The organism is Virgisporangium ochraceum (genome assembly GCF_016863655.1).
Taxonomy (GTDB): domain Bacteria; phylum Actinomycetota; class Actinomycetes; order Mycobacteriales; family Micromonosporaceae; genus Virgisporangium; species Virgisporangium ochraceum.
In genome coordinates this window covers 107,828-134,721 of record NZ_BOPH01000072.1, presented here as the reverse complement: position 1 = coordinate 134,721, position 26,894 = coordinate 107,828, and the positions used below count along the sequence as shown (strand labels likewise).

General features: G+C 71.0%; 24 protein-coding genes, 1 tRNA gene and 1 pseudogene. 16 read left to right on the top strand and 10 right to left on the bottom strand.

Translation table 11 applies throughout. The features are described 5' to 3' along the window. Positions 1-21: 21 nt before the first annotated feature. Entirely contained in the window at positions 22-597 is a 576-nt protein-coding gene (locus Voc01_RS25020; protein WP_239160471.1) for a hypothetical protein, read from the bottom strand. Positions 598-729: 132 nt separating this feature from the next. Between Voc01_RS25020 and Voc01_RS25015 the strand changes: the two genes are divergently transcribed. The 10 genes and pseudogenes from Voc01_RS25015 to Voc01_RS24970 all read left to right on the top strand — a co-directional run bounded on the left by Voc01_RS25015 (position 730) and on the right by Voc01_RS24970 (position 9,772). After that, entirely contained in the window at positions 730-1,755 is a 1,026-nt protein-coding gene (locus Voc01_RS25015) for an efflux RND transporter periplasmic adaptor subunit (protein ID WP_203929965.1), read from the top strand. A 13-nt stretch (positions 1,756-1,768) separates the two neighbouring features. Beyond that, entirely contained in the window at positions 1,769-2,485 is a 717-nt protein-coding gene (locus Voc01_RS25010; RefSeq protein ID WP_203930024.1) for a response regulator transcription factor, read from the top strand. Between the two features lie 11 nt (positions 2,486-2,496). Next, a complete protein-coding gene (locus tag Voc01_RS25005) occupies positions 2,497-3,984 on the top strand; it encodes a sensor histidine kinase (protein WP_239160470.1) in 1,488 nt (495 codons plus the stop codon). Positions 3,985-4,020: 36 nt separating this feature from the next. Then, positions 4,021-5,244 (top strand): efflux RND transporter periplasmic adaptor subunit, encoded by a 1,224-nt coding sequence (locus Voc01_RS25000; RefSeq protein ID WP_239160469.1) that lies wholly within the window; start codon positions 4,021-4,023, stop codon positions 5,242-5,244. Further along, positions 5,244-5,933, top strand: coding sequence for an ABC transporter ATP-binding protein (locus tag Voc01_RS24995; RefSeq protein WP_203929964.1), 690 nt, complete (start codon positions 5,244-5,246; stop codon positions 5,931-5,933). Before Voc01_RS25000 ends, Voc01_RS24995 begins: the two co-directional genes overlap by 1 nt. After that, a complete protein-coding gene (locus Voc01_RS24990; RefSeq protein WP_203929963.1) occupies positions 5,930-7,111 on the top strand; it encodes an ABC transporter permease in 1,182 nt (393 codons plus the stop codon). Before Voc01_RS24995 ends, Voc01_RS24990 begins: the two co-directional genes overlap by 4 nt. Continuing rightward, positions 7,104-7,577: a DUF5666 domain-containing protein gene (locus Voc01_RS24985; protein ID WP_203929962.1), complete on the top strand. Its 474-nt coding sequence runs from the start codon at positions 7,104-7,106 to the stop codon at positions 7,575-7,577. Before Voc01_RS24990 ends, Voc01_RS24985 begins: the two co-directional genes overlap by 8 nt. Positions 7,578-7,731: 154 nt before the next feature. Continuing rightward, positions 7,732-8,571: a 5'-methylthioadenosine/S-adenosylhomocysteine nucleosidase family protein gene (locus Voc01_RS24980; protein ID WP_203929961.1), complete on the top strand. Its 840-nt coding sequence runs from the start codon at positions 7,732-7,734 to the stop codon at positions 8,569-8,571. 29 nt (positions 8,572-8,600) lie between these two features. Next, positions 8,601-9,306: pseudogene (locus Voc01_RS24975) on the top strand (NUDIX hydrolase). A gap of 79 nt (positions 9,307-9,385) precedes the next feature. Beyond that, on the top strand, positions 9,386-9,772 hold the full coding sequence (locus tag Voc01_RS24970) for a type II toxin-antitoxin system VapC family toxin (protein WP_203929960.1): 387 nt from the start codon (positions 9,386-9,388) through the stop codon (positions 9,770-9,772). Between the two features lie 8 nt (positions 9,773-9,780). On the opposite strand, the gene Voc01_RS24965 is transcribed toward Voc01_RS24970, so the two are convergent. Further along, positions 9,781-10,272 carry a VOC family protein gene (locus Voc01_RS24965; protein WP_203929959.1) on the bottom strand — a complete coding sequence of 164 codons (492 nt, stop codon included), beginning with the start codon at positions 10,270-10,272 and terminating at the stop codon, positions 9,781-9,783. Positions 10,273-10,375: 103 nt separating this feature from the next. On the opposite strand from Voc01_RS24965, the gene fxsT reads away from it, so the two are divergent. The 3 genes from fxsT to Voc01_RS24950 all read left to right on the top strand — a co-directional run bounded on the left by fxsT (position 10,376) and on the right by Voc01_RS24950 (position 14,151). Beyond that, positions 10,376-12,301 (top strand): FxSxx-COOH system tetratricopeptide repeat protein, encoded by a 1,926-nt coding sequence (gene fxsT, locus Voc01_RS24960; protein ID WP_203929958.1) that lies wholly within the window; start codon positions 10,376-10,378, stop codon positions 12,299-12,301. Positions 12,302-12,306: 5 nt separating this feature from the next. Continuing rightward, a complete protein-coding gene (locus Voc01_RS24955; protein WP_203929957.1) occupies positions 12,307-13,353 on the top strand; it encodes a phosphoribosyltransferase-like protein in 1,047 nt (348 codons plus the stop codon). Between the two features lie 102 nt (positions 13,354-13,455). Further along, positions 13,456-14,151 (top strand): Crp/Fnr family transcriptional regulator, encoded by a 696-nt coding sequence (locus tag Voc01_RS24950; RefSeq protein ID WP_203929956.1) that lies wholly within the window; start codon positions 13,456-13,458, stop codon positions 14,149-14,151. Here the strand turns inward: Voc01_RS24950 and Voc01_RS24945 are convergent. The 7 genes from Voc01_RS24945 to Voc01_RS24915 all read right to left on the bottom strand — a co-directional run bounded on the left by Voc01_RS24945 (position 14,148) and on the right by Voc01_RS24915 (position 22,056). After that, positions 14,148-15,479, bottom strand: coding sequence for a DUF4407 domain-containing protein (locus tag Voc01_RS24945; RefSeq protein ID WP_203929955.1), 1,332 nt, complete (start codon positions 15,477-15,479; stop codon positions 14,148-14,150). The genes Voc01_RS24950 and Voc01_RS24945 overlap by 4 nt on opposite strands. Next, positions 15,472-16,920 carry a hypothetical protein gene (locus Voc01_RS24940; RefSeq protein WP_203929954.1) on the bottom strand — a complete coding sequence of 483 codons (1,449 nt, stop codon included), beginning with the start codon at positions 16,918-16,920 and terminating at the stop codon, positions 15,472-15,474. Before Voc01_RS24940 ends, Voc01_RS24945 begins: the two co-directional genes overlap by 8 nt. A 15-nt stretch (positions 16,921-16,935) precedes the next feature. After that, positions 16,936-19,194 carry a DEAD/DEAH box helicase family protein gene (locus Voc01_RS24935; RefSeq protein ID WP_203929953.1) on the bottom strand — a complete coding sequence of 753 codons (2,259 nt, stop codon included), beginning with the start codon at positions 19,192-19,194 and terminating at the stop codon, positions 16,936-16,938. Further along, positions 19,187-20,002 (bottom strand): hypothetical protein, encoded by an 816-nt coding sequence (locus Voc01_RS24930; protein ID WP_203929952.1) that lies wholly within the window; start codon positions 20,000-20,002, stop codon positions 19,187-19,189. Before Voc01_RS24930 ends, Voc01_RS24935 begins: the two co-directional genes overlap by 8 nt. A 426-nt stretch (positions 20,003-20,428) precedes the next feature. Then, a complete protein-coding gene (locus tag Voc01_RS24925) occupies positions 20,429-20,641 on the bottom strand; it encodes a hypothetical protein (protein ID WP_203929951.1) in 213 nt (70 codons plus the stop codon). 447 nt (positions 20,642-21,088) lie between these two features. Beyond that, entirely contained in the window at positions 21,089-21,901 is an 813-nt protein-coding gene (locus Voc01_RS24920) for a phosphotransferase (protein WP_203929950.1), read from the bottom strand. A gap of 79 nt (positions 21,902-21,980) precedes the next feature. Further along, positions 21,981-22,056 (bottom strand) — tRNA-Arg (locus Voc01_RS24915). Positions 22,057-22,207: 151 nt separating this feature from the next. Here Voc01_RS24915 and Voc01_RS24910 point away from each other — a divergent pair. After that, positions 22,208-22,831, top strand: a complete 624-nt coding sequence (locus Voc01_RS24910; protein ID WP_203929949.1) for a DUF1444 domain-containing protein — start codon at positions 22,208-22,210, stop codon at positions 22,829-22,831. A gap of 223 nt (positions 22,832-23,054) precedes the next feature. On the opposite strand, the gene Voc01_RS24905 is transcribed toward Voc01_RS24910, so the two are convergent. Further along, a complete protein-coding gene (locus tag Voc01_RS24905; protein WP_445009829.1) occupies positions 23,055-24,077 on the bottom strand; it encodes an alpha/beta hydrolase in 1,023 nt (340 codons plus the stop codon). A gap of 252 nt (positions 24,078-24,329) precedes the next feature. On the opposite strand from Voc01_RS24905, the gene Voc01_RS24900 reads away from it, so the two are divergent. Together Voc01_RS24900 and Voc01_RS24895 are read left to right on the top strand one after the other, a co-directional pair. Continuing rightward, positions 24,330-25,211: a single-stranded DNA-binding protein gene (locus Voc01_RS24900; protein WP_203929948.1), complete on the top strand. Its 882-nt coding sequence runs from the start codon at positions 24,330-24,332 to the stop codon at positions 25,209-25,211. A gap of 142 nt (positions 25,212-25,353) precedes the next feature. Then, positions 25,354-26,856 carry a cobyric acid synthase gene (locus Voc01_RS24895; RefSeq protein ID WP_239160467.1) on the top strand — a complete coding sequence of 501 codons (1,503 nt, stop codon included), beginning with the start codon at positions 25,354-25,356 and terminating at the stop codon, positions 26,854-26,856. The last annotated feature ends 38 nt before the right edge of the window (positions 26,857-26,894 follow it).

The window sequence follows — 26,894 nt, the reverse complement described above, 5'->3', positions numbered from 1 at the left end:
TCTTATGAGGACGCGCCAGGGCTAACCCGACGGGCTGGGGGACCGGCCCGACGGGCGCAGCGCCGCGCAGGCCGCCATGGCCGCCGCCACTTTCGGGTCGTTCGCGTCGAGGTTGTCGAGACCGCCGTTCACGGTGATGCCGCGGTCGCTCAGACAGGTGCGGTACGCGGTCAGCGCTCCGTTGTCGGAGCGGGCCGGTGCGCCCGACGGGCGCAGGCCCTGGCAGGCCTTCTGCGCCTTCTCCCACGTTGCCTGATCGACGCCATCCGGGGCCTCGCTGCCGAAGGAGCCGGGGCCGCCGAAGCCGTTGCCGCCGCCCGGCCGGCCAGATGGGCCGCCACCTGGCCGACCGGACGGGGGTGTGCCGTCGAAACCGCCGGTGGGGCGTCCGCTCGGGCGGCCGCTCGGGAGGGCACCGCTCGGGAGGCCGCCGGGCCGGCCGGACGGCAGGGTGACCCCGTTCGCCCGCAGGCACGAGGCGTAGTCGGTGGAACCTGGGGAGGCGCCGCCGCCACCGTCGTCGCCTCCGCAGGCGGCCAGGACGGTGGCGGCCGCGACACCGGCCACGATCGCGCTCCAACGTATCGACAGTCGCACCGGCTCATCCAAGCGGCGCGACCTCGACGCCAGATCGTACGAAGCTCGACGTTCACTCGGAACCGGCGCTTTGAGGTGGCTCCCAGGTTGGCCTGACCCAATGGTGAGGCCGGGCCGCGAGACTCGGCGTCCATGCGGAGGAGGCTGTGGTGGGCGTGCGGTGCCGTGGTCGTCGTGGTCGCGTCGGTCGCGGTCGTCGCGCTGACGCGTCCGGACGGACGCACGGCGGCCGGAACCGGCACCGCGACGGTGCGCCGGGGGACCGTGACCGCCACGGTCTCGGCCGCCGGCACGGTCGTGGCCCTGGAGTCGCGCACGCTCGGCTTCGCCGCGGCGGGGACGCTCACCGAGGTGACCGTGCGCGCGGGTGACACCGTGCCGGCGGGCGCGGTGCTGGCGAGGATCGACGCCACGGCGGCGCAGAGCGCCGTCGACACCGCCCGCGCGGCCGTCGACTCGGCCGAGGAGGACCTCGACGACGCCGAGGCGCAGTCGTCGGGCGCCACGCCCGGTCGCAGCGCCAGCGCCGGCACCGGTCGTTCGCAGAGCACCGATGCGGTGTACTCGGCACAGCTTCGCCTGAACAACGCGAAGCTCGCGCTGAAACAGGCGCAGGCCAGGCTCGCCGGAACGGTCATCACGGCGCCGGTCGCGGGGCGGGTGCTGTCGGTCGACGGCGCCGTCGGCAGCCAGGCCCGGTCGGGGGTCGTGGTGCTCGCGGGGACGGCCGACGTGGCGGTCCAGGCGCAGTTCACCGAGGCGGAGGTGGCCTCCCTCGCGACCGGCCAGACCGCGACGATCACCCTGCCCGACCGCGACTCCGATGCCGATGGGGCCGGGCTCACCGGCACGGTGACCCGGATCGACCCGGCCGGAACCGTCTCGAACCGGCTGGTGCGGTACGCGGCGGTAATCGCGTTCGACGCGGCTCCGGGGTCGCTGCTGTACGGGCAGAGCGCGAACGTCGTGGTGACCACGGAGGCGGTCGACGGGGTGCTGTTCGTGCCGACGACGGCGGTGGTCAACGGCGCGGTGACCGTCATGGTCGGCGGGCGGGCCGAGCGGCGGGCGGTCGAGGTGGGACTGCGGGGTGACGTCTCGACGGAGGTCCGCTCGGGCGTGAACGAGGGTGACGAGGTACTGGTCAGCGGCGGGTGATCTCATGGACGGTATGCAGGCGAACGACAAGCCGGCACGGGTGCTCGTCGTCGACGACGAGGCGAGCATCCGCGCGTTGCTGTCGGCGACCCTGCGCCTGACGGGGTTCGAGGTACGGGTGGCGAGCGGGGGACGGGAGGCGCTGTCCGCGGCCGTCGAGTTCGCACCCGACCTGGTGGTGCTCGACGTGATGATGCCCGACCTCGACGGGTTCGCGGTGGCGCAGGGGTTGCGCGCGTCGGGCCAGCCGGTGCCGGTGCTGTTCCTCACCGCGCGCGACTCGGTCGAGGACCGCATCTCGGGGCTGACGGTCGGCGCCGACGACTACGTGGCCAAGCCGTTCAGCCTCGAGGAGGTGGTGCTGCGCATCCGGGCGATCCTGCGGCGCAGCCGCGGCGAGGCACAGCCGGCCGACAGCGCGGTATTGCGCTACGCCGACCTGGAACTCGACGAGGACGCGCACGAGGTGCGCCGCGGCGGCCGCCGGATCGACCTGTCGCCCACCGAGTTCAACCTGCTGCGGTACCTGCTCACCAACGCCGGCAAGGTGGTGAGCAAGGCGCAGATCCTCGACCGCGTGTGGAACTACGACTTCGGCGGCGACGGCCGCATCGTCGAGTCGTACGTCTACTACCTGCGGCGCAAGATAGACACCGTCGAGCCGCCGCTGATCCACACGATCCGGGGCGTCGGCTATGCGTTGCGGGCACCACGCGAGGCCGGCGGGTGAGGTTGCGGCCGTTGAGGTTGCGGCCGTGGCAGCGACCGTGGCTGCGCCCGTGGCGCGAGTGGACGGTCCGGTCGCGGATCGTCGTGTCGGTGGCGCTGCTGGCGGCGGTCGCGCTGATCGCCGTCGACGTGGCGGGCATCGTCCTGCTGCGGTCGTACTCGGTGCAGCGCATCGACGAACTGCTGGAGCGCCCGTCGCGGCCCGGCCCGCGCTCGGTGGCCGAGAACAACCGGCCGCCGAACTACGTGCCCGACTTCCGCGTCTACCGCTACGACAGCACCGGAACGCTGCTGGGCCCGGTACCGGAGACGCTCGAACCCGACCCGGGCGACCTGCCCGAACTGGCGCGGCGGGCCGCCAGCGGCCGTCCGTACTATGTGGACGGTGCCAGCGGCACGTGGCGGGTACGCGTCGACCGGACGTTCGACGGCGGGTACATCGTCAACGCGTTGTCGCTCACCGAACTGCAGAGGACCCAGGACAGGCTCGTCGTCATCAACCTCGTCGTGGCGATGCTGGCGCTGGTGTTCCTGGCGCTGGCGTCGGCGACGGTCGTCCGGGTCGGGCTGCGGCCGTTGACGCGCATGGAGGAGACCGCGGCCCGCATCGCCGGTGGCGACCTGTCGCAGCGCGTCGCCGACGCCGATCCGCACACCGAGTCGGGCCGGTTGGGGTTGGCGCTCAACACGATGCTGACGCGCATCGAGGAGGCCGCCGGTGCCCGGGCCGACTCGGAGCGGCGGCTGCGGCAGTTCCTCGCCGATGCGGCGCACGAGCTGCGCACGCCGCTCACGTCGATCCAGGGCTTCGCCGAGCTGTACCGGCGCGGGGGCGCGCCGCCCGGTCCGGCCCTCGACGAGGCGATGGGGACGATCGAGAACGAGGTCGGCCGGATGCGGTTGCTGGTCGACGATCTGTTCACGCTGGCCCGCCTCGACGAGGAACGGCCGATCGCCGACGGCCGCGTCGACCTGCTCGCCGTGGCCGCCGAGGCGGTGCGCGACGCGCACGTGCGGGTCCCGGACCGGTTCGTGCGCCTGGCCGCGCTCGACGACCGGCAGGACACGTTCGAACCGGTGACGGTTCCCGGCGACGAGGCGCGCATCCGCCAGGTGGTGGCGAACCTGGTGGGCAACGCGCTCCAGCACACCGGAGACGACGTCCGCGTCGTGGTGCGCGTCGGGCGTCCCATGGCCCCCGGCGGAGAGCGACCACCGACCACCGCGATCGGTGACGCGCTGCCCGACGGCACGCCGGTGGCGGCGGTCGAGGTGTGCGACGCCGGGCCGGGCATGGCCGCTGCCGACGCGGAGCGCGTGTTCGAACGGTTGTACCGGGCCGATCCCAGCCGTTCGCGGCAGCACGGCGGTGCCGGGCTGGGGCTCGCGATCGTGGCCGCGATCGTGCAGGCGCACCACGGGCGGATCGAGCTCTGGACGGCGCCCGGCGCGGGCGCGCGGTTCCGCGTCCTGTTCCGAGCTTTCTCTGAGGAGGCGTAAGCACTCTTCCGAGGCTCGACCGCGACGATCCTCGTCATGCGTGTGTGGCGGCGGCCGACCGTGCTCGTCAACGTGGCCCTGGCCGTGGTGGCGGTGGGTGGCGTCCTGTGGGCCGTGCGGACGGTGCGCGGGCCGGCGACCGCCGAGGCGGACACCGTGGGTTCGCAGCAGCGGGTGGTGGCGGTGACCCGGGGCGACGTGACCGCGTCGGTGTCGGCGAGCGGGAACGTGCGGAGCGCGTCGACCGCGGCGGCCACCTTCGTCACCGACGGCACGGTCACCGAGATCCTCGTGAAGGTCGGCGACGTGGTGTCGAAGGGTCAGAAGCTGGCGAAGGTCGACGCCACGTTGGCGCAGGCGCAACTCGACACCGCGAAGGCGAACCGCACCGCGGCGGGCGCGAACCTCACGCGGGTCCGCGCCGCCGGTGGCGACGCGGCGTCGGTGGCCGCGGCGTCGGCGACGGTCAGCAGCGCCGACGCCGAGGTGGCGGGCGCCGAGGCCGCCGTCGAGGGCACGGTGCTCACGGCGCCGATCGCGGGCACGGTGACCGCGGTGAACGGCGCGATCGGGTCCGCCTCGAACGCCACCACCGGCTCCGGCAGCGGCTCGGACAGCGGCTCGGACAGCGGTTCCGGCAGCGGTTCCGGCAGCGGTTCCGGCAGCGGTTCCGACAGTGCTGCCGGTACCGGGTTCGTGGCCATCGCCGACCTCGCGACCCTGCAGGTGTCGGCGAACTTCGCCGAGGCCGACGCGACGAAGCTGACGGTGGGGCAGGCGGCCACGATCACGTGGAGCGCGTTGAGCGGCACCCGCGCCACCGGCACCGTGGCGACCGTCGCGCCGACCGCCACGACGCAGAACAACGTGAACTCGTACGCGGTCGTGGTGTCGATCGCGTCGCCGCCCGCCGGGGTGCGGCTGGGGCAGAGCACGACGGTCCAGGTGACCGTCGCGGAGGCGGCCGGCGCGGTCCGGGTGCCGACGCTCGCCCTGCGCGGAACCGGAAACCAACGGACGGTCGACGTGATGGTCGACGGTGCCGTCGAGACCCGCACGGTGGAGATCGGTGTGGAGGGCAACCAGTTCGCCGAGGTGCGGTCGGGGCTCGCGGTGGGCGACCGGGTCGTGGTGACGATGCAGTCCGGTGGAACCGGCACCAACCAGGGTCCCGGCGGCCTCCTGCCGGGCGGCGGCTTGCAGGGCGGCGGGTTCCCGGGCGGCGGCGCCGGCCCGGGCGGCGGGCGGGGCGGCAACTGATGGGCCGCACCGTTCTCGACGTCGGCGACGTGCGGAAGACCTACGGCAGCGGCGAGACCGCCGTGCACGCGTTGCGTGGCCTCTCGTTGAGCGTGGGTCGCGGCGACTACGTCGCCATCATGGGCTCGTCGGGTTCCGGCAAGTCGACGCTCATGAACATCCTGGGCTGCCTCGACGTCCCGTCGTCGGGGACCTACCTCCTCGACGGCGTCGACGTGAGCCGGCTGACCGACCGGCAGCTGGCCCTGGTGCGCAACCGGCGCATCGGTTTCGTGTTCCAGTCGTTCAACCTGATCCCGCGCATGACCGCACTGTCCAATGTAGAGCTTCCGCTCGCGTACGCCGGGGTGCGGGCCGCCGAGCGCCGGCGACGGGCGCGGGCCGCGCTGGCGCTGGTCGGGCTGACCGAACGGGCCGGCCACGAGCCGAACCAGCTCTCCGGCGGCCAGCAGCAACGCGTCGCCGTGGCCCGGGCGCTGGTGACCGCGCCGGCGCTGGTGCTGGCCGACGAGCCCACCGGCAACCTCGACACCGGGTCCACAATGGACGTTCTGGGTGTGCTCGACCGGCTGAACCGGTCGGGCCGCACGATCGTGCTGATCACCCACGAACCCGAGGTCGCGCAGCACGCCCGCCGGCTCGTCCGGTTGGTCGACGGCCGGATCGTCGAGGACGTGAGGACCCGGTGACGCTCGTCGAGACGGTCCGGTTCGCGCTGCGCGGGATCACGGCCAACAAGCTGCGTTCGGGCCTGACCGTGCTCGGCATCCTCATCGGGGTCGCGGCGGTGATCCTGCTGGTGGCTGTTGGAAACGGTTCCGCCAGGCAGGTCCAGGAGTCCATCGAGCAACTGGGTACGAACACGCTGACGGTCACGGGTGGCTCGCAGCGGGGCGGCGGCGCCGCGACGACGAGCACCGCGCTGACGATGGACCTCGTGCCGGCACTGTCGGACCGGACGTTGGCGCCACACGTGAAGGCCGTCGCGCCAGTGGTGACCGGGTCGCAGACGGCCACATACGACGGCACCGACCACACCGTCCCGCAGTTCGTCGGCACCTACCCCGGATACGTGTCCGCGTCGAACTACACCGTGGCGCGCGGGGCGGTGTTCGCCGCCGACGATACCCGCAAGGTCGTGCTTCTCGGCAGCACCGTGGCCACCGAACTGTTCGGCCGGGTCGACCCGTTGGGCCGTCAGATCACGGTGACCGGCAAGCTGTTCACGGTGATCGGGGTGCTCGCCGAGAAGGGCGGCTCGGGGTTCAACGATCCCAACGACGTCGCGATCGCGCCGGTGGGCGCGGTGCAGGAGTCGCTCACCGGTTACGGGTCCATCAACCAGTTGCTGGTGCAGGCGACCGGTCCCGACGACGTCGGCGCGGCGCAGGCGGAGGTATCGACGATCCTCACCGCCCGGATCGGCTCGTCCTTCCGCATCCTCAACCAGTCCCAGTTGCTGGCGACCCGCACCGACACGGCAAACACGTTCACGGTGCTGCTCGGCGCGGTGGCCGGCATCAGCCTTCTCGTCGGCGGCATTGGAATCACGAACATCATGATGGTGACCGTCACCGAGCGGACCCGCGAGATCGGCATCCGTAAGGCGCTGGGTGCGCCGAAGCGCGCGGTGCTGACCCAGTTCCTCGTGGAGGCAACGGTTCTGAGCCTCATCGGCGGGTTGTCGGGTGTGCTCGTCGCGGTCGTCGGTGCGCAGTTCACGATCGCCGGCATCGAGCCGGTGGTCGTGCCGAGCTCGGTGGCGCTGGCGCTCGGCGTGTCCGTCGCCATCGGGTTGTTCTTCGGCAGCTACCCGGCCAGCCGGGCGGCGTCCCTTCGACCGATCGAGGCATTGCGATATGAGTGATCCCTTCGAGGAGCCCGTCGAGGACGACCTCGACGAGCGTCTGGCCGCCGCCGCGCCGAAGCGTCTCGCGAACCGCGCGACCTACGCGTTGCTCGCGCTCGTCATCGCGGTCGCCGGGTTCATCGGGGGCACGCAGGTGCAGAAGCGTTACGGGACCCCGGAAGCGGCGTCCGCCGCCGCGCCGACCGGTGCCGCGCAGTTCCCCGGCGGCGGCGCCGGCCGGGCGAGCGGCGCGCCGGGCGGGGGTGGTCGTGGGGGCATCACGGGGACGGTGAAGCTGGTCGACGGCACCACGGTCTACATCGAGACACCCGACGGGCAGACCATCACCGTGCGGACCACCGGCGACACGGTCGTCCTGGTGCCCGGCAGGCTGGCCGACCTCGCGGTCGGATCGACGGTGACCGTGCAGGGCCAGAACGCCGACGGCACCGTGACCGCGACGTCGGTGACCAGGGCCAGGTGACACCGGTCTTGTTGTCATATTGACGTAAACGGCTGCCGGGGGCTACCGTTGTTTTCGTCAGGATGACACATATTCGCCGCCCGCCCGGGCTCTTTGCCCTGGCGCTTCGCCCTGGCGGCCGGTGGGGCGGCCACTCCGGAGGGGACACCCAGCGATGGCACCTGAGCCGGACATCAGCGCCGGAGTCGTCGCCTTCGAGGGCGGCGGGGCCGTTACCCGCTACGTCACCGACGTCGGAATCCTCACCGTGCTCCCCGAGGAGCTCACGGCCGTGGTCGACACGCTGCAGAACCACGTCGCGTTCCGGACCGAACGGCAGGCCGGCGGCTGGCAGACGTTCCACGCGACCGTCGCCGCCGAAGGCCGCGACGTGCGCGTCGTCGCGACGCAGGCACCCGGCCGGGGTCCGCGCGCGGCCGACGTCGCGTTCGACCGTCTACAGAGGACGTTCGAGGTGCCGCTGGTGCTCCTCGTCGGGACCGCCGGTGGGGTCCATCCCGACGTCGAGGTCGGTGACGTCGTGATCGCCGACGAGATCGTCTACTACGACGCCCGCCGCGGGACGGCCGACGGCCCGCGTTGGTGCGGCCGGACCCGGCCGATGGCGGCGCCGGTGCGGGTCCAGGTGGACGAGTTCTTCCGCCACTACCGGGGACTCGTGGCGGCCCCCGACGGCGAGGTGGTGCGCGTCTTCCGCGGCCCGGTCGCCTCCGGTCACCCCGCGGTCCTTGACGCGGACCCGGACCTTGTCGACCAGATCCGGCGGCTCGAAGAGGGGACCGTCGCGGTCGAGACCGGGGCGGGCGGTGTGGGTCCGGCGTTCTACGAACGGATCGACCACGACGCGGCCCTGCGTGGTTGGCTCGCCATCCGCGGCATCTCCGGCTGCTCCGACGCCGCCGGGAGCGCCGATCGGCACCAGTTCGCGGCCGACAACGCGGCGCTGGTGGCCAACCGGCTGCTGCCGCTGCTGAGCCTGGTGGAGCCGGCGTGACCGCCGGTGTCGCCGCCGCCGTTGGACGGCTGGGCTCCCGCTCCACGCGGCGAACGCGGGCGGGTCTCGCGGTCGACCTCGTCATCCTGACCGTTCGTGACGGCATCTTCACGGTGCTGCTGGTCGACCGCGGCAGCGGCCCGTTCCGGCACCGGCGGGCGCTGCCGGGTGGTTTCGTGCACCACGGCGAGGAGCTCGAGGACGCCGCCACCCGGGAACTGCGCGAGGAGACCGGCCTGCCCGCCGGAGGTCTGCACCTGGAGCAGGTCCGGACCTATGCGTCCTGTGGCCGTGACCCCCGGGGTCGGGTGGCGTCGGTCGCGTACCTGGCGATCGCGCCGGACCTGCCGGTGCCGACGGCCGGCAGCGACGCGTCGAGCGCCCGCTGGGTGGCGGTCGACCGCGTCGGCCGGCTGGCCTTCGACCACAACACGATCCTCGCCGACGCGGTGGAGCGGGCCCGGTCGAAGCTGGAGTACTCACCGCTGGCCGCCGCGTTCTGCCCGGAGCCGTTCACGATCGGCGAGCTCCGGGCGATCTACGAGGCGGTGTGGGGGGGTGCGGCTCGACCGCCGCAACTTCCACCGGAAGGTCTCCGGTGTCGACGGTTTCCTCGTGCCGACCGGTGACCGGCGCACCCCACCGACGGGACGGCCGGCGCTGCTGTACCGGCGCGGTCGCACCGGAACCCTCCACCCGGCGATCCTGCGCCCGTCCCCGCAGCCGGCGACCTGACCGCGATCTGTCTACGGTGGACGGTGTGGAAGCTCCGCCGCCGGGCGGAGCGGGAGGGCGGGGCGGGACCATGAGATATGTGATCGGACCGGACGTGGCGCTGCGCCTGGCCGGCGAGGACGCCCGGATCGCCGAGGGCCACAAGCTGGTCGCGCCCACCCTGCTCCGCTCACAGGTGCTGTCGCTGCTGTACCGGTCGGCGCAACGGGGCGACCTGACCCGCAAGGACGCCGACCGTCAGCTCAACTACCTGCGGGCGCTCCGCATCCGGCTGCTCGGCGACCGCGTGAGCCAGAGCGTCGCCTGGCGCATCGCCGCCGAGCGCGGCTGGGCGGACACCTACGACGCGGAGTACGTCGCGGTCACGCAGTTGCAGGCGGACAGCTTCGTGACGCTCGACAAGCGGCTCGCCGACTCCGTCGGGGACCTGGTGAACCTCGCGCCGGTCGAGGACCTGTACCCGTAGCCGCCGGGTCACGTCGCCAACGACCGCAGCGCCCGGTCGAGGGTGCCGAACACGGTGTCGGAGCCGTCGTCGTCCCAGTTCGGGGTGGGGTCGGGCTGGCCGGGCGCCGGTGCCCACAGCCACCAGAGGTTCTGCCACCGGTCGAGCATCCGGCCGAGGGTGGTCTCGCCGTAGAACGGGGTGGGTTCGGTCACCGTGGCGGCGCCACGCGCGTTCGCGCGCTCCAGGACCGTGGCCACGTCGTGGACCCACACCTGCAGCAGGCCGGGGCGCGCCGGCCATCCGTCGAGGCGGTCGGCCAGCATCAGGTCGACGGTGCCCAGCCGGACCTGCGCGTGAACGAGCTTGCCGTCGGGCGTGGGTGTGCGCGCCTCAACGCTCTCGGCGACGCCGAACACCTCCGTCACGAACGAGACGAGCCCGTCCGCGTCATCGACGATCACGAACGGGTTGAGCACGGCGCCGGCCCCGGGCACGGACTCCGGTGGAAGCAGGATCATGCGTCGAGCCTCGCACCGATACAGGTCAGTTCCTGTCCGGACGTGCGGTTACCTGCTGTATCGACGCAAATGCTCTGCGTTCCCTGTCCGTCATACTGAAACCATGGACTTGCGGAACCCGCAGGGCACCCAGATCGGGAACAGCAACATCCAGCACAACTACTTCACCGCCCCGCAGCCGTCCGCCCGACCGACCCGGGCCTCCAACATCCCGGCACACGGCCGGTTCTTCGTCGGTCGGCACGACCAGCTTGCCCATCTGGAGCGCCTGGTGGCCCGCGGCGGTGGTCGCGCCGTTCTGTGCGGCACCCATGGGGTCGGCAAGACCCAGCTCGCGATAGAGCTTCTGAACCGTTGCGGGACGACGCCCGTCCGGTGGTGGATTCCGGCCGCGCAACCGGAGACGATCGCCGCCGAGCTGGCCGCCCTCGGCCGGGCGATCGGCCTGCCTGAGCTACCCGACCGCAACCACTACCTGGCGGGCGTCCTCGCCGACCTCGGAGAGCGGGACGACTGGCTCGTCGTCTTCGACAACGCCACCCGACCCGCGTCGTTGGTTCCCTACCTGCCGGCCGGTGGCGGCACCGTTCTGATCACCTCCGTGTACCCGGCCTGGGGGACGCTCGCCGAACGGGTTCCGGTGGGTGTCTTCTCCGACGCCGAGGCGGTCGAGCTGCTGTCCGCCCGCACCCCCATGGGCGCAGAGCAGGCGCTGGCCCTGGCACAGGATCTGGGTGCGCTGCCGCTCGCGTTGGACCAGGCGGTGTCGTACCTCGAACAGACCGGCCTCACGGCCGACGAGTACCTCGGCCTGCTCCGGCGCAACGGCGAGTTGATGCTGAACCGGGGTGCGCCATCGCTGTACGGAGCAACCGTGGACGCTACGTTCCGGGTGGCCGTCGAGCAGGTCGAGCAGCGCTCCACGGCGGCGCTCGAGTTGCTGGAGATCTGCGCGGTGTTCGCGCCGGCGGACATCCCGCACGATCTCCTGCGGGTCGCCCCGGAGGCGCTCCCGCCCGCACTCGCGGCGGCGGTCGGCGACGACCTGACCTACGCGGACACCGTGGGCGTCCTCACCAGCTACTCCCTTGTCCGGCGCGACGTCACAGGCCTCCAGGTGCACTCGCTCGTGCAGGCGGTCACCCGCCGGCGGATGGACGCCGATCGCCGCGGCGCACAAACGCGGGCCGCTGGTCGGCTGCTGATCGCGGCGTTCCCGTCCGACAGCTACTTCGACGCCGCGATCTGGCCCACCTGCGAGCGGCTGCTGGCGCACCTGCTCGCGGTCGTGACGGAGCTTCTGACGGTCCTTCCGACGGCTCCCGACAGCGTCGACGACGCGGCGGAACTCCTGCACCGGGCGGGCGTGTACCGGTGGGGACGTCAGGACTTCGACGGTGCCCGTGAGCACTTCGCCCGTGCGGCAGCACTGCGCGAGGAGCGGCACGGCGGCTCCCACCCCGACGTCGCGGTCAGCCTGAACCACCTCGGGTTGGCCCTGCGGTCTCTGGGCCGGCTCGACGAGGCCGCGACGGTTCAGCGGCGCGCCCTGGCGATTCGTGAGGAGGCCTTCGGCCCCCACCATCCGGCCGTGGCCATCACGCTCAACGATCTCGGCACCGTCCACCACGAACGTGGCCGGTACGCGGAGGCGTTGGAGCTGCATCGGCGGGCGATCGCGATCCGTCGGAGCGTGCTCGGCTCCGACGATCCGTTCCTCGCGACCAGCCTGGCGAACCTCGGCGCCACCCTCACCGCTGTCGGTCGGCTCGACGATGCGGCCGCCGCACTCGACGAAGCCCTGGTCATCCGCACGTCGGTGTTCGGACCCACCCATCCCCGGGTGGCGTTCAGCCTCGAACGCATCGCGCTCAACGAACAGGCACGAGGCTCGCTGGCCGAGGCGCGTGCCGCCATGGAGCGGGCCATCGAGATCCGCACCGGCGCCTACGGCCCGGACCACGAGCTGGTCCGCCGGAACGTCAGCCAGCTCGCGTCGATGCGTCGAGCCGGCGATGCGGGTGGGTGACGGCCATGGCACGGCAGCAACGGCTGACTCCCCGGGAGCGCGCCTGGCTGACCTCCCGGCTGCACGAGCTGGACGCGGACGAACGGCGTTCACCGTTCCGCGAGTCGCCGGTGACGGTGGCGTCCCGGATCCGGCGGGCCCTCGCCGACCTTCCGGAGGAGTGGCGCGAACCGGCCCGGTGGCTGTTCGCCCTCACCCGCTACCTGTCCCGGCCGGAACTGCACCGGGCCTGGCGGTCGTTGTGGGCAACCTTCCAGGAGCAGCAGGCCGTGCGGTCACCCACCGAGGTGCTCGTCCTGGAACTCGATCGCGACACCCTCCGCGACGACTTCTACCGGGCCAACTGCCTGCCCGGACGCCTCGACGACAACCTGCCCTTCCGGTCCAGCCACGACCTTGCCTCCGCGCTCTGGATGGTGGAGGCGGGGCGGCCACCACCGGAGTACGCCGGGGCGATCCGGGCGCTGCGGACCCGGTCGCACTGGGTTCTGCTCGCCGATCTCGGGCTCAGCGGTGCGAGCATCGCGGCGGAGGTCGACCGCCTGACCACCGTCCAGAGGATCATCCATCCGCTCCGGCCGGTACGCGTCACGTGTCTGATCCAGGCCGCGACCGATCGGGCGCGCGAACGCCTTGCCGCTGACAGCATTGGCCACATCGCCGCGATCAGGCTCGTGAACTCGATCTCCACACTTCCGGTCGGCTATGCGGACCTGCCGGGTGAGGTACCGGATGCGGTCACGCGGTTCTGCCGCTGGTTCGCCGACCACCACGTCGCCGGGTCCGGCCATCGTCTCGGCGGTGCCGGTCCCGACACCGCCGCTTTCGGCCGCAGCGCTGCGGGTCTCCTCGTGGTGACCCACAAGAACACACCGGACAGCACGGTGCCTCCGCTGTGGTTGTCGACGCACAGTCCGCCATACCGGGCGCCGTTCGAACGCCTCGAGTCCCGGGTCGGGCTGGGCTGGACCGGCCGGAAGGAGTGGTACGCCCGGCTGCGCCGCGACGACGCGTTGCGCACACGGCTGTCCCATCTGGTCTCCCGGATGTGATCGACGGCCGTCTCGCCGAACGGCTGCCGGGCCGGATCGACGTCGTTACAGTGACGGATACATGCAGATCGGAGTACGTCGCATGAGCACGACGGTGACCTGATGGAAGCCGGGAATGCGTGGCGGCCGGCGACGCTGCTCGGCCGACTTCCACCACCTGTCCGTAGCGCGTTTCTGGAGCTCGGCGTCCCAAAGCGGTTCGCGCGCAACGTCGAGTTGATCAGCGAAGGAACCAACGGCCGGCAGGCGTTTCTGATCCTGCGCGGACATGTCAAGGTGACGACCGGAACCGACACCGGCACCGCGCTGCTCAGTGTGCGTGGCGAGGGCGACCTGATCGGCGACATGGCCGCCATCAGCGGCCTGCCCCGGTCGGCGACGGTCACGACCTGCACCGCGGTCGAAGCTCGACTGATCCTTCACGTGACCCTGCATGACTTCATCGCGCGTCATCGCGTCGCCGGAGAACTGATCAACGCCCGCGTGGTGGAACAACTGCACTTCGCCAACCGGCGCCGGGTGGAGTATGCGACCCGCACGGTCGTCCAACGCCTCGCGGCGGTGATCGACGAGCTCGCCCAGGTGTGCGGCGAGCCGACCCCGGGCGGCGGGATCCGGCTGCCCGCCTGGTTTCCGCAGGCGGACATCGCCGATCTGGTGGGTGCCTCGGAGGGCAGCGTCCAGCGCGAACTCGGCAAGCTCCGCGAGCAGAAACTGATCGACACCCGCTACCGTTCGGTGGTCATTCTCGACCGGGCCGGCCTGGCCGCAGTCGCGGATCCGCGCGACCCGTCCTAGTCCTCGGCCTCGGAGTACCGCGCCGCGCGACGGTCGATCTCCTGCTCGAGCAGCTCCTCGCGCCGTTCGTCGTCGGTGCGCCGCCGATCCTTGATCTGGTCGATGGCCTCGTCCCGGTCGCGGTCGATCTCGTTGATGGCCTTGTCGGTCGCCGCCTGCTCGCGGCGCTCGGCCACCTCCAGCTTGCGCTCGCGGGCCAGTCGGCGCGCCTGCAGCTGGCGGTGGACCTGAATGTCGTAGCTGGTCGTTCCGCCGAGCATCTTGGCGAGCACGGGCAGGCTGTCGACGACGATCAGCAGGATGCGCACCAACCAGTTGGCAGCGAGGACGAAGCCGCTCTGGTCGGAGAGCCGCTCCAGGCCGCGCGCCTCGTCGATGATGTCGATCTGCCCGTACGAGCTCTCCCGGTCGTTCCGCTTCGCGGCGATCGCCTCTTCGAGCTGCCGGTTATAGGCACCCCGAGCGGTCGCCAGCTCGCCGGTCAACGTGTTGATCTGGGTGTCGAGGGCGGCCAGCGCGGCGCGCTTGCCCGGTAGGTCGATCTGGGCTTCGAAGTCGTTCGCCACCTTCCAGGCACTGTCGCAGCGGAAACCCTTTCCCGGGTTGCCGGAGGTGTTGTCGCGCTTGACGCCGGCGCACTCGTCCTGTGCGAGCTTCTGCTTCTCGACCAGCTGGGTGTTCAACGTTTCGATCGTGGCGCTCTGGGTCTTCCGTTCCTCTGTCAGCTGGTCCAGCTTGTCGGAGATCTCCTGCGGAGACTTGAGGGGAAGGTGGTACCCCTCGCACTCCGGCCGGCCCTGCGTGGATCCCGTCTCGGGATTGCACGTGCGCCAGCGGCTGGCCTCGCCGTTGACGTCGTCGTTGCGGAACTGCTCGACGTTCGTCCGGATCGCCGGATTGAAGATCCACAGGACGAGCGGCTCGGCGATGACCGTGCCCAGGAGCACGGCCATCACCAGACGGGGAACGAAGATCAACATTCGGTTGCCGCCGATGGCACCGTGTGTGCTGGACACCATCCAGCTGTCGACGACCAGAACGAGGAAGCCCCAGAAGACCGCTATCGGGACGACGGCGATCCACGGCACGTCGACCACCCGCTGCAGCGCCGTGAACAGCGAGACCGCCGCCATCAGACCGGTGTTCACCAGGATGAGGCCGAGCCGTGTGTACCGCGGCCGTTCCTCCGGAACGGTGTCGAGAAGCTCTTCGCGGACACCGATCAGCCGACGCGGCCAGCGGGCGAAGCTGTCGTCGGGATCCGCGGGTCGCAGCGGGTCGCTGCCTGCGCCGCCCGCGATCGGACGGTCGACGGTGGTCTCAGTCATCCTCTTCGTTCACCTCGACGTCGATGTCGATGGGTTCGTCGGATTCGAGCCCGCCGTCGCCGGATGCCTTGGCGTCATTCGGCCGGCCCTCCAACGCCGCCTGCTCCTCCTCGGCGGGCAGCTGCCGGTGCCGCCCACCACCCAGGCTGTTGGGTTCGAGCCCGGAGATCTTCTCGACCAGCCGCTCGGGCTGCATGTCGACCATGTCGAGGTGCCCACGCTTGGCCAACTCGCCAACGAGTTCGACGTTGACCTCCATCTGCTTGTGACGGTCCTCGCGCTCCTCCTGCCGCAGACGCTCCAGTTCCGCTCGGACGGCCTCGCGTTCGACCTGGGCGTCCTGCCTGCGCAGCCGACGGTCCTCGCGCTCCGCCTCACGCTTCAGCCGCTTGTCCTCGCGGGCCGCCTCACGCGCACGGTTGCGGTCCTCCCGGTCCTCCCGCTCGCGTTCGCGCGACCACTCGACCTCCTGACGCTCGTCGGCCCGGTCGAGCGCCAACTGCTCACGCCGGTACTCGTCCTGCCGCTCCAGGTCAGCGGACATCTTGCCGGCGAGCTCCTTGATGTTGATCTCGCCCTGCCGCTGGGCGTAGATCAACGCCTTGAGGGGGTCGTCGCCGAACGCCGCCATGGCCTGCTCGACCTCGCGCTGGGCGAACTCCATCTCCTCGGCCCGCAGCATGCGCTTGTGACGACTGTCGCGGAGCGTCGCCGCCTGCTCGGCTTCCTGGTCCTCGCCGGCGGCCTCGTGACGATCGCGGCGCTTCCGTGCCTCCATGCGCCGCTGATGCTCTTCCTGGACGCTCTCCTGCTCGTGGGAGTAGCCCCGCTTCTCCGTCTCCAGCACGTGATCGCGCCGGGCCTCCCAGCGGGCCTTCTGGAAGCTGGCCAGCTCGTCCGGGGTCAGCACCTCCACGCCGTCGAGCACGACCTGCATGCCCTGCACGTCCGGCGGCTTGACTTCCGCGTACGCGCGGATGCGGGCGTGCACCTCGCGACGCACCGCGTTCAGCTCGGTCATCCGGTACGGCAGCCCGAGATGCACCAGCTTCTGGTCGCGTCGCAGGTAGGCCAGAATCGCCGCGTCCGCCCGGATGTTCTCCCGGACCACCCGCGCGGGATCGATGACCGTGCACGCGAACGTCACCTGCACGGTGAAGTTGCTGGCCTCGGCCGACGGCATCGTCAACGACACGGTGACCGGAACGCCGGCGCTGACGTCGACCACGCTGACGTGTGACGCCCCGACGACCACGTCGGAGTCGCGACCGAGCTGGCCTTTGTCGACCACGTGGCGACCCTGGACCCGGTAGACCAGCGCCTCGTGCGCTCCCGCCTTCGGCAGCTCCGACGCGTCGCGTGTCTTGCGACCGAGACGGAACAGACCCCGGCTGCCCGCCTCATTCAGGTACTTGCTTGAAACGATCGGATACGCGCTCATGTACGAAGTCCCCTGTTAGCGTCGTTTGCGGTAATGGCGTTCGATGACATCCAGCACGATCAGGGCCAGCGACTCCTTGGACTTGCCGCGGATGCGCCGGTAGGCGTCGACGGCTTTGAAGTCCCGGTAGAACCGGTCGATCTGCTCGGACTGCATCGCGGTCATGATCGACTCGCCGAGCTGCCGGGCAAGTTCCCGCGGTTCGTCGGAGATCTTCGCCAGCCTGCTCAGCCCGTCCCAGAGCGACTCGAGAACCATCTTGCGGAACGGTTGATGCGAGATGGCGCTGGCCCAGAGGCGCGCGATCAGGTGGATCCGGACGGGTTCGTCGGGCAGGTACTTCTCCAGGTACACGAACGTCACCGGGATCTTCCGCTCGTCCCGAAGGAGCAGAAGATCGCGCAGGACGACGCGGGCCCGCTGGACGACCTGCACGTCCTGCGGCCTGGTGATCGGCCGGTCCAGTTGGCGCTCGAGCGTCGTGAGCACCTTGCCGGCTTCCTCCGTGGAGCGCGTGAGGGTCGCGAACAGCAGCGCCATCGCGTAACAGGCCTCTTCGTAACCCTGTGCCGACTGGATGATCAGGTTCCAGAGCTGCTTGATGGAGTGGGCCGGATCGCAGGCGCCGAGTTCGCCGCTGTACACCATGGCCGCCGCCCATCGCTGCTTGGGCGTGCCATGGTTCGCCCACTGCTTGGCGATCTTCAGGGCGACCGGCATGGTGTCTTCCGCGTAGCACATCCACCACAACGTGTACACCGCGGTCACCTGGCCGGGAGCGAGGATCTGCCCCTTGGACCACGGGTGCAGGTACGCCCCCTCGACCTCGTCGAAGTCGACCGCCGCCAGCAGCGCCAGCCCTTCGGCGACCCGCAGTTCCTGATCCTGCTGGAGGACGATGCCGCACAGCCATTGGGCGATCGCGTCCCAGAACGGGTTCGGGTAGCGGCGCGACAGTTCGATCAGCACGTGCCGCCGGTACGCGCGGCTGCGGAACTCCAGCACCCGGCGGTCGGCGGTGTACCCGGCGACGTGGCGTTCGACCATCAGGCTGTTCTCGAGCACCCGGTGCCGCCGACCGGTCACCAGCGCGGGCGGGTCGGTGCCCTTGCGCGCAGGCTTCGCCCGCGTCTCCATGGCGCCGTGCTTCTCCAGCAGCTCCGCCAGTTCCCGGTGCATCCAGTCCAGCTCCCGGTTGGACACACCCTCGATGAACGCGAGCACCGCGACCTCGACGATCTCCCTGGCCTCGCGTGGCTCGTCGAACCAGTCCTGTACCCGGCGCGCGCAGGTCTCGCCGAAGGTCTCCAGGATCTTCTCGTGCGGCTCGCGTTCCGCGAGTCTCCTGGCGACGTCGGCGAACTCCGCCATCGAACACTCGATGGTGGTTTCGGCGACGACCCTGGCGATCACCTCGTCGTCCAGTTCCACGTCGTGGTCGGCCAGGAAGCCCACCAGGGTCGCGTGCAGGTCCGGCCGCTGCCAGTCGAAGTGACGGACGGAGTCCACCTTCGTATCGGCGGCCAGGACGGTGGTGACCACGAGGTAGGCGTTCGCGTTGCGGACCTGTTCGCGGATGTCGCGCCACGCGAAGTCATGGTCTTCGCTGGTGGCCGTGTCGACCTGGTTGATGACGAGATAGCCGAAGTCCTTCTGGTACTTCCGAGCGGCCAGGTGCTTGAGGTCGCTGGTGGCCGACATCACCACCAACTGGCCATGCGTCACCTCACGGAGCAGGTTCACCGCACCGGCGCGCTTGCCGAGACCGGTGCGTCCGCAGAGAACCACTACGTGGTCGTTCTGCAGACGCTCCACCGCGTCGCCCCAGCGGTCCGGACGGCAGTAGTAGCGCAGGTCGGCCGTCACCTCGGACTCGTTCATCTTCCGCGCGGTGTTGCGACGGCGCTGGTCGCCCGGAGACGCACCGCTCTGGCCGATCGTGCCGGCCCGGACCTGGTCCTGGAAGATGTTGATCAGGTTGCCGAACTGGCTGGGCATCAGGTCGTCGCGGTCGCCGTGCCCGCGGGTCCGGGTCGGCCCCGAACGCCGCGCACCGTCGGAGCGGGACCCACTGTCGGAGCGGGACCCACCGCGGGGAGCCGTCGATGGCTCTTCGCCGGACCCGTCGGGTTCCTCCTCGGACCCGGAGCCCTCGTCGGCGGTGTCGGGATCGGTGTTCCCGCCCGGTAGCTCGGCCGTGTCCTCGGTACCGGTGTCTTCGCCGTCGGGTTGCCCCGGCTGCGTCCGGTCCTCGTCGTCGGCCGGTTCAGCCACTGAAGTACTCCTGCTTGATACCGATCACGTCTGCGGTGACCTGGTCCTCGAAGACGTTCGTCTGCTGGAAGCGGGCCGGAGGAGGGCCGGGACGGTTCGCCGGCTCCCGCGCCGGCGCCTGCTCCCGCGCCGGTGGCGGCTTCGGCGTCGGCGCCGGCTTCGGTGCCGACGGGGTCGACCCGGTGGGGGGTCCGGCCGGGGGTGTGGTCAGGTCCAGGGCGTGCACATCGTGGCCGGGCACATACAGCCACGCCTCGTCGCGATACTCCTTCACCTCCACCTGGATGCGGCGGAAGAGCTTGGGCCCGAGCCTGGTGTGGCGTTGTGCGACGAGGTTCTGGAAGATGCTGTTCGACAGGACGACCACGAGGCTCGCCTCCGGCGCCGCGGCCTGCGCCGCGCGAGCCGCGGCACATCCGACGAGCCGGCTCACCACGACGACGCCGGCGCCCGAGTATCCGTTGGCGGCCGGCGCGGCGACTCCCATGTGAACGGCCATCCGTAGGCGCAGCCGGGCATTCTCGATACGATCGTCGTTGTATTCCTGCAGCCGGTCGGCCAGTACCCGCACGTAGGCGTCGAGTACCGTCACCATCCCCTCGTCGGCCGGAAGAATCGCGAGTTCCCCGTCGCCGCCCGGCTGGCACACCCATTCGTCGCGGCGAAGGCCGACCTCGGCGGCGCTGGCCCGCAGCATGTCGGCGAGTCCCCGCTGCATGGCGGCCTGCCGCCGGTCATCGGCCGCACCGTACCCCTTGGCATCCACTGAGATCAGTGGCCGCCAGATCCCGCCATTGCTACGCGTCATGATCTCTCCCAGCGGTACTGCATGAGGGTTGTGCGTAAGCCAACTACACGTCCGGGCGCCAGATCACCACAAAGATCGGAATCTCGGCCCGGATCGGAAAAGTGACTGAACAGTGATCAACGCCGCGGAAGATGGCCAGGCTCCGCCGATAGCGGCAAATGATCGCGCCGAGCGTTGCTTTCTGCGAATGTAGCCATTGATGGTGACGCCCAACAATGGACCATTTGGCGGCCGGCACCGTCGTATATCGGAGGGTCGTACGCCACCCGTCGTTGGCTTACGGCAGCCGTTCGGAGTACATCGCAGGAGGATGATTCGAGGGGTCCGCTGGCGATCGGCCCCCCGGGTCCGTACACCTCGGTGACGGCGGAAGCCACTCATCCAGGTTTGGCCGGCCATGACCGACGGGGATCCGGGGCCAGCTTCCTAGCTCGGGGTTCTGAACTCGGCGAACCGGGCGGTCAGGTCGTCGACCCAGTGCGCCGGCGTGCGCCTGTCAGGCAGCGCGACGCCTGCCTCGGCCCGCCACAGCGCGTCGCCGAGGACGGTGCGCAGGTGCCAGGCCATGATCCGGTCGACGTCCACTGTCGTGCCGGTCAGCTGTTCGTGGTGCGTCACCGTCGTGGTGAACAGTTCCATGCCGCAGTCTGCCGGCAGGCAGCGCAGGTCGAACTCGGGTTCGCCGATGCCGACCGTCTCCAGGTCGAGGATCAGGCGCAGCCGCAGGGTCCGCGGGTTCCAGAGATGTTGTCACCGTGAAAGTCGCCGTGCACCAGTACGGCCCGGCGTCGCGAGGGCCCGGTCGGCCCACTCACACCAGGACAGCACCCGGTGTCGCTTAGCGGGTCTGACCAGCGGCCCGAATCGGGCGCGCAGCGTGTGTGTCGTTGTCCGCGTCATCGGCTCGGGCAGTGGGCCGACCGTCCCGGACACCGTTCGCAGCACCTCGGGACAGCGCCACCACCTCGGGCAGCGGCAGCCGGGGTGGCCGTCCGCGCAGCGCGTCGACGGTCGGCTCGTCCAGCCAGGTCGGTCCCCGAGGGTCAGGATGACCGGTCCGGCCCGGCCGCCCGCCGCTGTCGTCTGTCACGACGCGAGTTCGCTGTCGAAGAGCGGGACCATCGAGTGCAGCCAGCGCAACTCCTGTGCGCGGAACTCGAGGTTCTCCGCTGCCTCCGCGGGCGTCAGCGGTGCGTACTTGATGCGGTCGGCGGTGAGTAGCCGGCTGCGTTGGAGTGCGGGCACCACGGTGCGTCGATCGTCGATGCCGTAGGCGTCGGTGAACAGTCGTAGACGGACGGCGATGTCGGGCACAGGGTCGAAGCCCGATTCCCCCAGCACCTCGGGCGGTGCGAGCGGAACGAACTCCCATGCCGCCGCGGCGAGGTCCACCACGGGCTCGACGGGGCCGGCGCAGTCCCAGTCGATGAAAGCCACGGGAACGCCGTCCCGATAGACGGTGTTCCACGGGCCGAGGTCGCCGTGCGAGACGATCTCGCCCGCGCGAGGCGGATGGGGATGGAAGCGGTACCCGGTGTCGACAGGCTGGAACCCACGAGCCGCCTCGTGCAGGCGTCGCAGCAGTCGGGCCGCCCCGACCAGGCTGGCGTCCGACCGGGCGTAGGACGGAAGTCGGTTGCCCCGTCCCGGCGTCCACTGCGGGTCGACGGGCACGTCGCCTTCGATGAAGGTAAGGACTTCGCGTGGGCCCTCGGTGCCGAGGAGCCGGGGCGCTCCGTCGAAGCCCACAGACTCCAGGTGCCCCAGGTACTCGTGCACGCCGCCAGACCACGAGCCCATCGGGCGCAGCACCTGCCCGCCCCGGCGGACGACGCCCGGCGTCATCCTCCCCGCGGGAAGCGGAACATCAGCCGCGTGTCCGGGCTGTTCACCTTCCACCCGGTCACCTTCCACCCGGCCGGTACGGGTCGACACCCCAGCGGACACAGCGGCCGCATGTGCCGCTGACTCATGAGGATGGTGCGCCCGGCAGGATTCGAACCTGCGACCTACCGGTTAGAAGCCGGTGGCTCTATCCGCTGAGCTACGGGCGCGCTGCGCACTACAGCGCCGATAGAGGTTACCTCCCCTCGGCCCGGAACGCCTCGCCATAACCCCTCGGCGCTCGCGCCGTGCCGACGGGCCTGGGCCATCCGCCAATCGGACGATGTTTACATGGGTCGATAGGCCATTACCGTGTGGTACGTGCAGGTGACGACAGATCACATCGTTCCCGTCCTCGCCCACCATTGCGGGCGCCGCACGAGCACCGTCGTCCATGCCTTCGTACCCGGCGTGGGCATCACCTACGCACCGGTGGACTCGCCCGACACGCCACTCGGCTGGGCCGATCTGCACCGGCACGGCCTCGACGAGCGCACCCTGCACCGTCTCGCGTTCGGCAACCTCCACGCGATGATCGACACGGCCAGCCTGCACGGCAGCCCGCCGGCGCTCATGGCCTCGTTCCACGGCATCGAGTCGAGCCTGCTGCTGGCCGACGTGTTCTGGGCCGAACTGGTGCCCGAGCTGCCGGGGACGCCCGTGGTGGCGGTACCGGCGCGCGACGTCCTCGTGATCACCGGATCGGACTCGCCGGCCGGGCTCGACAAGGCGCACCGCTGCGTCGAGCGGGTCATGTTCGCGAACCCGCACCACTCGCTGGTCCCCGACCTCCTGGAGCGGCGCGGCGACCGCTGGCACGTGTTCGACGACGTGCCCGCGGCGGTGGAGGAGCCGGTCGGCACCTGGGACGACGGGTACGGCGAGGCGTACGAGCGCTGGTCGACGCCGGAGGACCGCACGATCGTCCCCCGTCAGCAGCGCTAGTAGTGCTTTGTCGGGTTCCCGGATGCTGTGTGGCGCAACGCATTGAACGACCCACATCGGCGCCGTCCCCGGGCGCCCTCTGCGCCGATCTTGCAGTTATGGCCTCCCTCCAAACACGACATTTCCGCAAATAGGGGCGGCCACGGATGCAAGATCGGCGCACGCTTCGACAAGGGCGCGAGCGCGAGCGGTGCGGCCGGTCAACAGACCTGACGAAGCACTACTAGTCGCCGCCGGCTTCGGCGGCGACCGCGGCGACGGCCTCGGCCCCGACGGCGCTGACCGTCTTCCGTACCGGATCGACCGGGAAGTAGGCCGACATCCACTGCAGCACCGACGCGAAGAGCCTGTCGCGCACCGGTTCCGGCGACAGCGTCAGGTCGTGCATGCCACCTTCGAGGCGGACCAGCGTGGTGTTGCGGCCCAGGGCCGGGGTCCAGCGGGCGATCTGGTCGACGTCGAGTACCGAGTCGGCTGCGCGCGCCGCGTCACTCCAACGGGCCCGCTTGTACGACGCCATCGAGCACGCGACCAGCACGGGTACCTGGATGTCGAGTCCATTGTGGACGCGCGCGTGCCCCTGCCGGATGGCGCGCGCCCACCCGGCCCGTACCGGGAACGGCTGCAGAGGCTTCCAGCCGAGGTCGTACTCCCACTCGCCGTCGTAGTCGCGGTGGAGCGAGCGTCCGTACACCTCGGGTAGGGCCAGCCGCAGCGCGGCGTGCGGTCGGGAGCGCCCCAGCCGCGCCACGGCCGGCGCGATGACCTTGCGCACCATGGCGGAGCCGTTGACGTCGAGGTACGGGCTGTTGAGGAACAGCGCGTCGACCTTGCCCCGGCCGCGGCGGTCGTGTGCCCACAGGGAACTGACGAGCCCGCCGGTCGAGTGGCCGTTGACGAGTAGCCGGTCGTGCCCGTCCTCGTCCCGGATGATCCTGACCGCCTCGTCGAGCTCCTCGTAGTACTCGGCCAGGTCGGTGCAGAAGTTCGGCGTCTGGTGCGGCTGCATGCTGCGGCCGTACTTGCGCAGGTCGAGCGCGTAGAAGTCGAGGCCCGCGCCGAGGAAGAAGTCGGCGAGGTGCGTCTGGAAGAAGTAGTCGACGAAGCCGTGCACGTACAGCACGGCGGCGTTCGTGGGCCGTTCGGACCGGCAGGCGACGAGTGTGGCGGTGACCGCTCCCTCGTCGTCGTCGCGCAGCGGGATGGTGCGGCACGTGTAGGGCTCGCCGAGGACGTCGGTGACCACATCGACACTCACGTCGCGACGGTACGTCACGGTACCGCCGTGGTCCATAGGTGGGGGACCTGCGGCGCCGTCGTGGTCCATAGCAGGGGACCGGCGTGAGCGCGACCCCGTCCACAAGCGCCCTCGCCGTCCACAGATCGCCGTTCACCGCCGCGCCTGTGGCCGGCGCGGCGGCCAGGGTGGAGTGCGGGTCGACTCCCCGACCGGCCGCGGCAACCGGGCCGCGGCCAGGAGAGTAGAGAAGAGTGATTCATGTACGACACGACGAACATCACCGTCGTCGGCAACGCGCTCAACACCCCGGAGTGGCGGCGGTTCGAGCGCACCAACGCACTCGTCGCGAACTTCAAGATCGCGTCGACGTCACGCCGCTTCGACAAGCAGAACAACCGCTGGATCGACGGCGACAACCTGCGGGTGCGGGTCAACTGCTGGCGGCGGCTGGCCGAGGGCGTGGTGGCCTCGGTGAAGGTCGGTGACCCGGTGGTGGTCACCGGCCGGCTGTTCACCCGCGACTGGACCACGGAGGACGGTCAGCGCCGCAGCACCTACGAGCTCGAGGCGGTGGCGGTCGGGCACGACCTGTCGCGCGGGGTCGCCGCGTTCAGGCGCGGGCGGATCAACGTCAACACCACCGTGGTGGAGGACGCCGAGACCGACAAGCACGTGAAGGGCGAGCCGACCGAGGTCGCGTCCGAGGAGAACGCCCGCTCGGAGGCGGTCGCCGCCAGCCTCGGCGAGGAACTGCGGGCCACGAACGGCTCCGAGTTCCCGCAGACCGGCGTCGACGCGCCGGTGAACTCCGGCCCGGTGACGCTCGACAACCTGAAGGAAACGGTCGCCGACGAGATGGGCCCCGACCTCGCCCAGCTGATCGCCACCGCCCAGCAGAAGCTCGGCACCACCACGCTCGACCCGGAACAGGGCGACGGCGACGACGAGGGCGCCGACCGCGGCCCGGGTCGCGACGCCGACGACGGTGCCGACGACCGGCCGGCGGTCCTGACCGCGTCGGTGGGCCGCATCGAGTCGGTGGGCATGTCGGAGCCGCCGGACCGGGAGGAGCGGGCGTCCGGAGCGGCCGAGCCGGTGCGGACCCGCCGGGGCCGTTCACGCGTCGGCGCGAACGCCTGACAGGGCACCCAGGGTGGGCGGGGGTCCCAGGCCCACCCTGGGCTCGGCCGTCGGGTGGCTCGGGCGGTTCGGCTTCGGGAGGCTCGGTCGTCGGACGGGTCGGGCGCTGGGCCAGGATGGTGGTGTGGGAGGAGGGGGTGGTTTGCTCGTCGCGGGGACCACGTCCGACGCGGGGAAGAGCGTGCTCACCACCGGGATCTGCCGGTGGTTGTGGCGCAACGGCGTGCGGGTGGCGCCGTTCAAGGCGCAGAACATGTCGAACAACTCGGCGGTGGCGGTCGACGGGGGCACGGGCGGGGAGATCGGGCGGGCGCAGGCCCTGCAGGCGGCGGCCTGCGGCTTGGCGCCGAGCGTGCGGTTCAACCCGGTGCTGCTGAAGCCGGGCTCCGACCTGTCGAGTCAGGTGGTGCTGCTCGGGGAGGTGGTCGGTTCGGTCGACGCGGGCAACTTCCGGATGGTGCGTGACACGTTGCGCGCCACGGCGCTCGACACGCTCACCGGGCTGCGACGGGACTTCGACGCGGTGATCTGTGAGGGTGCGGGCAGCCCCACGGAGATCAACCTGCGTGACGGTGACTTCGTGAACATGGGGCTGGCGCGGGCGGCGAACCTGCCCGTGACGGTGGTCGGCGACATCGACCGGGGCGGGCTGTTCGCCGCGTTGTACGGCACGCTCGCCCTGCTGGAGCCCGCGGACCAGGCGTTGGTGGCGGGGTTCGTGGTCAACAAGTTCCGGGGTGACGCGGGTCTGCTGCGTCCGGGTCTCGACCGGCTCACGGAGCTCACCGGGCGGCCGTTCCACGGTGTGCTGCCGTGGCACGTCGACGTGTGGCTCGACGCCGAGGACGCCTTGGCGTACGGGCGGGTGCTCGGACGTCCGGGGCCGGCGCTGGGTACGCAGTGGCTCCGGGTGGCGGTGGTGCGGCTGCCGCGCATCTCCAACGCCACCGACGCGGAGGCGTTGGCGGCGGAGCCGGGGGTGCGGGTGCGCTTGACCGTCGAGCCCGGCGAGCTCGCCGACGCCGACCTGGTCGTGCTGCCGGGTACGAAGTCCACTGTGGACGATCTGGAGTGGTTGCGGGCCACCGGGTTGGCCGACGCGGTGCTCGCGCACGCCGCGGCGGGACGGCCGCTCGTGGGCATCTGCGGCGGGTTCCAGATGCTCGCGGAGGAGCTCACCGACCACGTGGAGAGCCGGCGGGGAACGGTGGCGGGCCTGGGTCTGCTGCCGGTGCGGGTCACGTTCGACGCGGCGAAGACCGTGGCGCCGGCGGAGGGGACGGCGTTCGGGCAGCCGGTCGCCGGGTACGAGATCCACCACGGACGGGCCACCGACGCGGCCGACCCGTTCATCCGGCGGCCCGACGGCACCGGCGAGGGCGCACGCACCGGTGCCGTGTTCGGTACGCACTGGCACGGTGCGTTCGAGTCCGACGGGTTCCGGCGGGCGTTCCTCGCGGAGGCGGCCCGGTTGGCCGGACGCACCGGGTTCGTGGTCGCGGCCGACACGCGGTACGGGGCGGTGCGGGAACGGATGATCGACCTGCTGGGGGACCTGGTCGAGGAGCACCTCGACACGGTGGCGCTGCGGCGGCTGATCGAGGAGGGCGCGCCGGCCGGCCTGCCCGTGGTCGGAGCATGGTGAGGCGTGGCGTGGCGGGGCCGGCCGTGGCGATGGAAGGC

Coding starts and splice junctions, on each gene's coding strand:
- Voc01_RS25015 (WP_203929965.1), top strand. CDS start 730: ATGCGGAGGAGGCTGTGGTGGGCGTGCGGTGCCGTGGTCGTCGTGGTC.
- Voc01_RS25010 (WP_203930024.1), top strand. CDS start 1,769: ATGCAGGCGAACGACAAGCCGGCACGGGTGCTCGTCGTCGACGACGAG.
- Voc01_RS25000 (WP_239160469.1), top strand. CDS start 4,021: ATGCGTGTGTGGCGGCGGCCGACCGTGCTCGTCAACGTGGCCCTGGCC.
- Voc01_RS24995 (WP_203929964.1), top strand. CDS start 5,244: ATGGGCCGCACCGTTCTCGACGTCGGCGACGTGCGGAAGACCTACGGC.
- Voc01_RS24985 (WP_203929962.1), top strand. CDS start 7,104: ATGAGTGATCCCTTCGAGGAGCCCGTCGAGGACGACCTCGACGAGCGT.
- Voc01_RS24980 (WP_203929961.1), top strand. CDS start 7,732: ATGGCACCTGAGCCGGACATCAGCGCCGGAGTCGTCGCCTTCGAGGGC.
- Voc01_RS24965 (WP_203929959.1), bottom strand. CDS start 10,272: ATGATCCTGCTTCCACCGGAGTCCGTGCCCGGGGCCGGCGCCGTGCTC.
- fxsT (WP_203929958.1), top strand. CDS start 10,376: ATGGACTTGCGGAACCCGCAGGGCACCCAGATCGGGAACAGCAACATC.
- Voc01_RS24955 (WP_203929957.1), top strand. CDS start 12,307: ATGGCACGGCAGCAACGGCTGACTCCCCGGGAGCGCGCCTGGCTGACC.
- Voc01_RS24950 (WP_203929956.1), top strand. CDS start 13,456: ATGGAAGCCGGGAATGCGTGGCGGCCGGCGACGCTGCTCGGCCGACTT.
- Voc01_RS24945 (WP_203929955.1), bottom strand. CDS start 15,479: ATGACTGAGACCACCGTCGACCGTCCGATCGCGGGCGGCGCAGGCAGC.
- Voc01_RS24940 (WP_203929954.1), bottom strand. CDS start 16,920: ATGAGCGCGTATCCGATCGTTTCAAGCAAGTACCTGAATGAGGCGGGC.
- Voc01_RS24930 (WP_203929952.1), bottom strand. CDS start 20,002: ATGACGCGTAGCAATGGCGGGATCTGGCGGCCACTGATCTCAGTGGAT.
- Voc01_RS24925 (WP_203929951.1), bottom strand. CDS start 20,641: ATGGAACTGTTCACCACGACGGTGACGCACCACGAACAGCTGACCGGC.
- Voc01_RS24900 (WP_203929948.1), top strand. CDS start 24,330: ATGTACGACACGACGAACATCACCGTCGTCGGCAACGCGCTCAACACC.